The sequence below is a fragment of the Streptobacillus notomytis genome (assembly GCF_001902585.1).
In the GTDB taxonomy this organism is placed as follows: domain Bacteria; phylum Fusobacteriota; class Fusobacteriia; order Fusobacteriales; family Leptotrichiaceae; genus Streptobacillus; species Streptobacillus notomytis.
Window position 1 is genome coordinate 1 of sequence record NZ_LKKV01000069.1, and the last position, 8,648, is coordinate 8,648.

Annotated in this window: 6 protein-coding genes and 1 pseudogene; all 7 read left to right on the plus strand. The window is 29.6% G+C overall.

The genetic code is table 11. The annotated features are described in order from the left end of the window. Positions 1–68: 68 nt before the first annotated feature. Positions 69–359 (plus strand): annotated as a pseudogene (locus tag BUE91_RS06890) (OmpA family protein); the annotation flags it as partial. A 138-nt stretch (positions 360–497) separates the two neighbouring features. Next, positions 498–1,715, plus strand: a complete 1,218-nt coding sequence (gene arcA / locus BUE91_RS02470; RefSeq protein ID WP_066900533.1) for an arginine deiminase — start codon at positions 498–500, stop codon at positions 1,713–1,715. Positions 1,716–1,752: 37 nt separating this feature from the next. Next, complete coding sequence (argF, locus tag BUE91_RS02475; protein ID WP_073507842.1) at positions 1,753–2,745, plus strand: ornithine carbamoyltransferase; 993 nt, start codon at positions 1,753–1,755, stop codon at positions 2,743–2,745. Positions 2,746–2,754: 9 nt separating this feature from the next. Then, a complete protein-coding gene (gene arcC / locus BUE91_RS02480; RefSeq protein ID WP_066900538.1) occupies positions 2,755–3,687 on the plus strand; it encodes a carbamate kinase in 933 nt (310 codons plus the stop codon). 23 nt (positions 3,688–3,710) lie between these two features. Next, entirely contained in the window at positions 3,711–5,165 is a 1,455-nt protein-coding gene (locus BUE91_RS02485) for a YfcC family protein (protein WP_073507843.1), read from the plus strand. 66 nt (positions 5,166–5,231) lie between these two features. Then, a complete protein-coding gene (locus tag BUE91_RS02490; protein WP_073507844.1) occupies positions 5,232–6,680 on the plus strand; it encodes a C69 family dipeptidase in 1,449 nt (482 codons plus the stop codon). Between the two features lie 88 nt (positions 6,681–6,768). Beyond that, a complete protein-coding gene (locus tag BUE91_RS02495) occupies positions 6,769–8,565 on the plus strand; it encodes an endonuclease/exonuclease/phosphatase family protein (RefSeq protein WP_073507845.1) in 1,797 nt (598 codons plus the stop codon). Positions 8,566–8,648 lie beyond the last annotated feature (83 nt).

Here is an 8,648-nt window from a genome sequence, read left to right on the forward strand (position 1 = left end):
TAGAAGAAAGAAAGATGAATTAATTTAAGTTATATACACTAACAGGTTAGGTTGTAGGTAAATCAGAATTAAAAGATGAACAGATAAAGAGATTAAAAGAGATATTAGAAGAGTTAAATAGAGGATATGGAGATAGGAAGTTGTATATAACAGGATATACAGATAGTACATCAGGAGAGGAATTAAATTTAGAGTTAGGGTTAAGGAGAGCAAATAAGGTATTAGAGAAGTTAATGGAACATGGATTAAAGGTAGAGATAGTAAAGGTAAGTTCAAGTGGCTATAATAATATAGTAGAGACAAACAAGAATAAGAGAGGTAAACAATCAAATAGAAGAGTGGAGATTGAGGTTAGATGATAAGACCCTTAGGGGTCTTTTTTATTTAAAAATAAAAGTTGAACATATTTTACAAAAAAATATATAAAAATTTTCCATACTAAAACAAATTTTGAAGATATACTTTAATAGAATACAAAATATGTAGGAGGAAGATGTATGGTTATTAATGTAAGAAGTGAAATTAACACTTTGAAAAAAGTATTATTACACAGACCAGGTAAAGAATTATTAAATTTAACACCTGATACACTTGAAAGATTACTGTTTGATGATGTACCTTTTTTAAAAGTTGCACAAGCAGAACATGATAGATTTGCTGAGATTTTAAGAGAAAATGGAGTCGAAGTTGTTTATTTAGAAGATTTAGTTGCTGAAACTTTAGATACTTCTCATGAATTAAAAGTTCAATTTTTAAAACAATTTATTGAAGAAGGTGGAGTTCAACTTGAAGTGTATAAAGAAGCGTTATTAAACTTTTTCTTAAGTTACACAAATACTAAAGAAATGGTTCTTAAGACTATGGAAGGTGTTAACATGTCAGAACTTAAAGTTCCGAGAAAAGATCTAGTTAGTTATTTAGATGATCCATCTGAATTAATTTTAGATCCTATGCCTAATCTATACTTTACAAGAGATCCGTTTGCTTCAACACAAAATGGAGTAATCTTAAATAGAATGTATTCAGTAACTAGAAATAGAGAAACTATTTATGCTTACTATATATTCCACTATCATCCAGAATATAAAGGGCAAGTTACTTTCTTCTATGATAGAACTAATCCTTTCCATATAGAAGGAGGAGATGTATTAAATATTAACGATAAAGTATTAGCTATAGGAATTTCACAAAGAACTGAAGCTGCAGCTATAGATTTAGCAGCAAAAACTTTATTATTTGATGAAGCAAATTCTCATATAGAAACAATACTTGCATTTAGAATTGCAGAAAGTAGAGCATGGATGCACTTAGATACAGTATTTACTCAAATAGATCATGATAAATTTAGTGTACATCCTGCAATTTTAGGACCATTAGAAGTATTTGAATTAAAAAGAGATGGAAAAGAAGTTAAAGTTACGCCTAAAGAAGGAAAACTTGAAGATATCTTAGAAGAATATATGGGAATTAAAGTTACATTAATACCTTGTGGTGGTGGAGATAGAATAGCTGCTGAAAGAGAACAATGGAACGATGGATCAAATACTTTATGTATAGCTCCAGGTAAAGTTATAGTTTATGAAAGAAATGATGTAACTAACGATTTATTAAGAAAACATGGTATAAACGTTATTGAGATGCCAAGTGCGGAATTATCAAGAGGACGTGGAGGACCTAGATGTATGTCTATGCCATTAGTAAGAGAAGAAAATTAATTAAATAAATAATGTATAAGAAAAGAAGGAGATTTATATGCCAAAAAATTTACAAGGAAAACACTTTTTAAAATTATTAGATTTCAGTACAGAAGAAGTTAGATACTTAATAGATTTATCTAAAAAATTTAAAGAATTAAAATTAACTCGTACACCACATAGATATTTAGAAGGAAAAAATATAGTATTATTATTTGAAAAAACTTCTACAAGAACAAGATGTGCATTTGAAGTTGCAGGAATGGATTTAGGAATGGGTGTTACTTATCTTGATCCAGGTTCTTCACAAATGGGGAAAAAAGAAAGTATTGCAGATACAGCAAGAGTATTAGGAAGAATGTATGATGGTATTGAATATAGAGGATTTTCTCAAGAAATAGTTGAAGAATTAGCTCATTTTGCAGGAGTTCCTGTATGGAATGGTTTAACTGATATGTTCCATCCAACTCAAATGTTAGCAGATATGTTAACTATTGAAGAACATTTTGGACATTTAAAAGGTTTAAATTTCACATTTATGGGAGACGCTAGAAATAATGTTGCAAATTCATTAATGGTTGCTTGTGCTATGCTTGGATTAAACTTCACAGCATGTGGACCAAAAGAATTAAAACCTGAAGCAGAATTAATTGCTAAATGTGAATCTATAGCTAAAGAAAATGGAGCTACAGTAAGATTTACAGAATCTGTTGAAGAGGGATGTACAAATGCTGATGTAATTTATACAGATATATGGGTATCTATGGGAGAACCAGATTCAGTTTGGGAAGAAAGAATAAAATTATTAAGTCCATACCAAGTTAATAAAAAAGCTATGGGATATGCTAAAGAAGAGGCTATTTTCTTACATTGCTTACCTTCATTCCATGATTTAAAAACTACTATAGGTAAAGAAATTCATGCTAAATTTGGATTACCTGAAATGGAAGTTACAGATGAAGTATTTGAAAGTAGACAATCTAAAGTATTTGATGAAGCAGAAAATAGAATGCATACAATTAAAGCTGTAATGTTTGCTACATTAAAATAGGGGTGGAATATGGGTAAAAGATTAGTTATAGCATTAGGTGGAAACGCCTTAGGAAATAATCCTGAAGAACAATTAGAATTAGTTAGAGGAACAGCCAAAGCAATAGTATCAATGGCAAAAGAAGGATATGAAGTAATAATAGGACATGGAAATGGTCCACAAGTTGGAATGATTAATTTAGCAATGGATTATGCAGCAAATGGTGAAGTAAAAACTCCATATATGCCATTTGCAGAATGTGGAGCGATGAGCCAAGGTTATATAGGTTATCATTTACAACAAGCTATAAGAGAAGAATTAAAATCTCAAAATATAGATAAAGAAGTAGCAACTATAGTTACACAAGTTTTAGTTGATAAAGAAGATAAAGCATTTAAAAATTTAACTAAACCAATAGGAATGTTCTATAGTAAAGAAGTAGCAGAAGAAATAGAAAAAGAAAAAGGATTTACTTTTGTTGAAGATGCTGGACGTGGTTATAGAAGAGTAGTTGCATCGCCAAATCCTGTTAAAATTATAGAATTAAATGTTGTTAAACAATTAATTGAAGCTGGAAATATCGTTATTACCGTTGGTGGTGGAGGTATACCAGTAATAGAAACAGAGACAGGATTAAAAGGTGTAGATGCTGTTATAGATAAAGACAAATCAAGTGCTAAACTTGCAGAGGATCTTAATGCTGATATGTTAGTTATATTAACTGCCGTTGATAAAGTATGTATTAACTTTAATAAACCAAATCAACAAGAATTATCTGAATTAACTGTAGAAGAAGCATTAAAATATATAGAAGAAGGGCATTTTGCTAAAGGTTCTATGTTACCAAAAGTTGAAGCATGTTTAGATTTTGTTAAAAATTCAGGAGGAAATGCTTTAATAACTTCACTTGAAAATGCATCTATAGCACTACAAGGAAAAACAGGAACATTAATTAAAAAATAATAAGAAGAAAAGAGGAAATAGATATGAGTGAAAAAAAAGAACGTAAATCGTTATCGGCTTTCACGATAATATTCATACTATTAATATTAATAGCTCTTGTTACAAGAGTATTGCCTAAATTACCAGAAGATGTTACAGCTGAAATGTTAAAAGAAAATATATCACTTGCAACAGGAGTAAATGGAGCATCATTATCTAATGTATTTATGGCTACTTTTAATGGATTTAAAGATGCTATAGATGTTGCAGTATTCGTATTATTACTTGGTGGTTTTTTAGGTATAGTTACTAAAACTGGAGCATTAGATGCTGGAGTTGGAGCTTTAGTTAAAAAATTAAAAGGTAGAGAATTACTGTTAATTCCTATATTAATGATATTATTTTCTATAGGTGGATCTACTTATGGTATGGCTGAAGAATCTATAGCATTCTATGGTTTAATATCAGCAACTATGGTGGCAGCTGGATTTGATACTATGGTAGCAGCAGCTACAGTTTTACTTGGGGCTGGAGTTGGGGTATTAGGATCAACAGTTAATCCATTTGCAATAGGGGTGGCTTTAGATGCTGCCAAAAGTGCAGGAGCTAATCCTTCAAATGGTACAGTAGTATTATTAGGGATTATACTTTGGATTACAACATTAGTACCTGCTATAATGTATGTAATGAACTATGCTAGAAAAGTTAAAGAAGATAAAGGTTCTATTATTCTTTCTTTACAAGAACAAAAAGCTATGAAAGAACACTTTGGACATGTTGATTTTTCAAATATAGAATTTACTAGAAAACATAAACTTACACTAGGAATATTTGCTTTCTCATTTGTTATTATGATACTTTCATTAATAGTTTGGGCAGAGTATGATATACATATATTTGAAGGTTGGAGTTCATTCTTAACAGGTTCATCACTTGGAGAATGGTATTTTGGTGAGTTATCAATGTGGTTTACTTTCATAGGAATCATTATAGGTATAGTAAATGGATTTAGCGAAAAAGAAATAGTTGATTCATTTATATTCGGAGCAGCAGATATTTTATCAGTAGTGTTAATTATAGCTCTATCAAGAGGGGTTTCAGTGTTAATGTCAGTTACATATTTAGATAAATTTATACTAAATATGGCATCACAGGGATTATCTGGATTATCTGCACTAATATTCGCTCCTGCATCATATTTACTATATATGGTATTATCATTCTTTATTCCGTCTACATCAGGACTTGCTTCAGTGTCTGTTCCTATACTTGCACCATTAACTAAAAATTTAGGATTCAGTGTTGAAGTAATTATCATGATATTCTCAGGAGCTTGTGGATTAATAAATTTAATCACACCAACTTCTGGAGTAGTTATGGGTGGACTTGCAGCAGCAAAAGTTGAATATGGAACATACTTTAAATGGGTATTTAAATTACTAGTAGTGATATTTATACTTAATATAGTAATATTAACGGGTGCAATGATGTTTATATAAATCTCAGTTTCTTATTTATACATTAGGGTCCGAAAGGACCCTTAAATATTTTAGGAGGATAATACTATGAAAAGAATATTATGTTTAGGACTATTACTTTTTTCTATACAATCTTTAGCTTGTACAGGTTTTATTGCAGGACGTGATGTTACTGTTGATGGATCAATGATTTATGCAAGAAATGAAGACCTTAAAGGAGTTAATCCTAAAAAGTTTATGATAGTTGAAGCCAGAAAATATAAATCAGGGGAAATGTTTATAAATCCAGATACAGGATTTAAGTGGGCTTATCCTAAAAATGCATTAAGACATAGTTTAATTCCCGATGCTGATCCTAGCTATGGAGTATTTGGAGAAGCTGGTATTAATGAATTAGGAGTAAGTGTTTCTGCAACAGTTTCAGCAAATGCTAATGATGATATCCTTAAATTAGATCCATATGTTAAAGGAGGGTTAACAGAACCAGATATAGCTTCCCTTGTATTAATGCAGGCTAAAACTGCTAGACATGCAGTAGAAATAATTGCAAATATAATTGAAAAAGTAGGGGCTGGGGAAGGTAATGTTACAGTATTTGCAGATAAGAATGAAATGTGGTATATGGAAATTTATACTGGACATCAATACGCAGCAGTTAAGGTTCCAAATGATGTTTATGCAATAATACCTAATGCTTTTTATTTAGGAAGTTATGATTTTAAAAATAAGGATGTAATTGCTTCTAAAGATATACAAAAATTACCTGAAAGTAATGGACTTTCTAAAACAGTTGATGGTAAATTCCACTTAGCACTTACTTACAGGGAAGTTCATTCTAAGTATAATTATGATAGAATAGCACTTGGGCAAAATCTTTTCTGTCCATTATTACCAGTAGAACATAATGGTGAAATTGCTTATGAACTTTTCAGAAAGCCGGATAAGAAGATTTCTATTAAGGATGTAATGAATTTTTTAAGATATAGATATCAAGGAACAGATTATGATGTAGATACTCTTGATAATAAGGGTAAGATAAGAGCTATAGGAACAGATACTAATTTAGAAGCTCATATATTTCAAATTAGAGAAAATGCACCTACAGTTATGTGGCTTGCTATGGGTACAGTAGAACATTCTGTATTTATACCATATTATGAGTATATAACTAAGATACATAAAAGTTACAGTGTAGATGCAAATAAATTTAATAGAGATTCTATGTATTGGGCGATGAAAGGACTTCATATACTTTCAAGAGAAGATAGAATTAGATATGGTTTAGGTGTAAAAACTTATTGGGATAAGTTAGAAAATGAATTTATTACTATGCTAAAAGAAGAGGATAGGATTATAAATTCCAAAAGAGGTTTAGAAAAGGTTAGATATGCTAATAAACTTGGATTAATGAAAGCAGAAAATGTGAAAAAAGATGCTGATAAAATGTTTGATGAGTTAATGTACTTTAAAGGAAGTATGACAGATATGGCAATTCAAGGTAAAAATAAGAATACTAAATTTGAGTATAAGAAGTAGATTACAATTTTTTATATAATTTACACTACCAAAATTAATAAAAAAGAGATATAATATAGGAAGCAAACTAAGAAGGGTGTGAATTTAAATGAAAAGAAAAATATTATTTTTATCATTATTACTTTCATTATCTGGAATTTCTATATCAGAAACTATTTCAGAAATACAAGGTAAAGGTATGTACTCTAGTTATCAAGACAAAAATGTAACTAAAGTTAGAGGTATAGTAACTGCTTTAAAAAAAACTAGATACAATAATGGTTTTTTTATGCAGTCACAAAGATATGACAGAGATCCGAGAACTTCCGAAGGAATTTATGTAGAAAATAAGAATGGGATTGATGTTAAAGTTGGAGATCTTGTTACTGTTGATGGTCAAGTAAAAGAAATATATTTTACTAAAGTCGATGAAACTCAACCACCTATAACTTCTATACAATCAAAAAGTATAAAAATACTTAAAAGAAATTTAAAAGTTAAACCTTTAGAGCATACAGGTAAGGATATACCTAAAAAAGTTCATAATGGTGATAAAAAAATGCTTGATATAAAGAAAAATGCAATGGATTATTATGAATCACTTGAGGGAGTTTTAATTAAAATAAAAAAACCAGTTATTACAGGATTTAAAGAAAAATATGGAGATATAACAATTATTCCAAGTGATGGAATGTATGCTGGTATTAGAAGTATAAATGGTGGAGTAGTATACAATAACTATGAATTAGAACAAACTCAAAGAATAACTGTAAACACAAATCCATGGAACTTAGTTGAAAAAGGTAAATTTAAAAATAATATTAGTCCAAATCCTGGAGACAGATTTGCTGGAGATATAGAAGGTATAGTATTTTATGAACATGGAGAATACAGATTATATCCAACATCAGCTTTCCCTGGTATAATAGATGGAATGACTAAACCTGATAAAAATAAATACGTATATGATGAACAAATGTTAAACGTTGTTTCATATAATATAGAAAACTTTTCACATGTAGATGCTCCTGAAAGAGTAGATGAACTTGCAAATCAAGTTGCAACTATTTTACAAACACCAGATATTTTAGGATTAATAGAAGTTGGAGATGACGATGGACAAAAAGGAAGTTCAGTAGTTTCTTCAGAAAAAAATATGAGTGCTGTTGTTGCAGCTATAAAAGAAAAAACAGGAATAGATTATGGATTTGTTAGTGTTGACCCGATAGATGGTAAAGATGGTGGTTGGTCAGAAATGCATATACGTAATGTAATATTATACAGAAAAGATAGAATTAACTTACCTTACTATAACCAAGGTGATGCAATGAATGATACTGAGGTTATTAAAGAAGAAGGTAATGTTAAATTAACATATAATCCTGGAAGAATAGGAAATCAGGCTCAAATATGGGAAGAAGTTAGAAAACCTTTAGTAGCTCAATTTGAATTTAATGGTAAGAATATATTTGTAATAGCTAACCATTTAAAATCTAAGAGATCAGACGATAAGGTTTATGGAGTTAATCACCCAGTTATTAGAAAATCAGAAGAAGTAAGAATACCTCAAGCTGAACATATAAATAGTTTTGTAAAAGAAATTTTAAGTAATGATGAAAACGCTACAGTAATAGTACTTGGAGACATGAATGATTTTGAATTTTCTAAAACTATAAAAAGCATTAATGGTGATGAATTGATAGATGTAATATCTGAGTTACCTGAAAATGAAAGATATACTTATGTATATCAAGGTGCTTCTCAAACTCTTGATAATATAATGATAAATAAAAAATATAAAAATAATGTAAATATTGATGTTATTAGAGTAAATTCTGAATTTACTTTAGATCAAGGTTCATTTAGTGATCATGACCCTATATTTATACAATTTAAAGTTGATTAATTAAGCTTATAGATGGTAGTTACTACCATCTATTTTTTTTAATGGGTTTGTTGACAAAAATACAGGGGGGGGGTATAATAAAA

Bases quoted from the DNA above. Each gene is read 5' to 3' on its own strand.
- arcA (WP_066900533.1), top strand. From the start codon at position 498: ATGGTTATTAATGTAAGAAGTGAAATTAACACTTTGAAAAAAGTATTA.
- argF (WP_073507842.1), top strand. From the start codon at position 1,753: ATGCCAAAAAATTTACAAGGAAAACACTTTTTAAAATTATTAGATTTC.
- arcC (WP_066900538.1), top strand. From the start codon at position 2,755: ATGGGTAAAAGATTAGTTATAGCATTAGGTGGAAACGCCTTAGGAAAT.
- BUE91_RS02485 (WP_073507843.1), top strand. From the start codon at position 3,711: ATGAGTGAAAAAAAAGAACGTAAATCGTTATCGGCTTTCACGATAATA.
- BUE91_RS02490 (WP_073507844.1), top strand. From the start codon at position 5,232: ATGAAAAGAATATTATGTTTAGGACTATTACTTTTTTCTATACAATCT.
- BUE91_RS02495 (WP_073507845.1), top strand. From the start codon at position 6,769: ATGAAAAGAAAAATATTATTTTTATCATTATTACTTTCATTATCTGGA.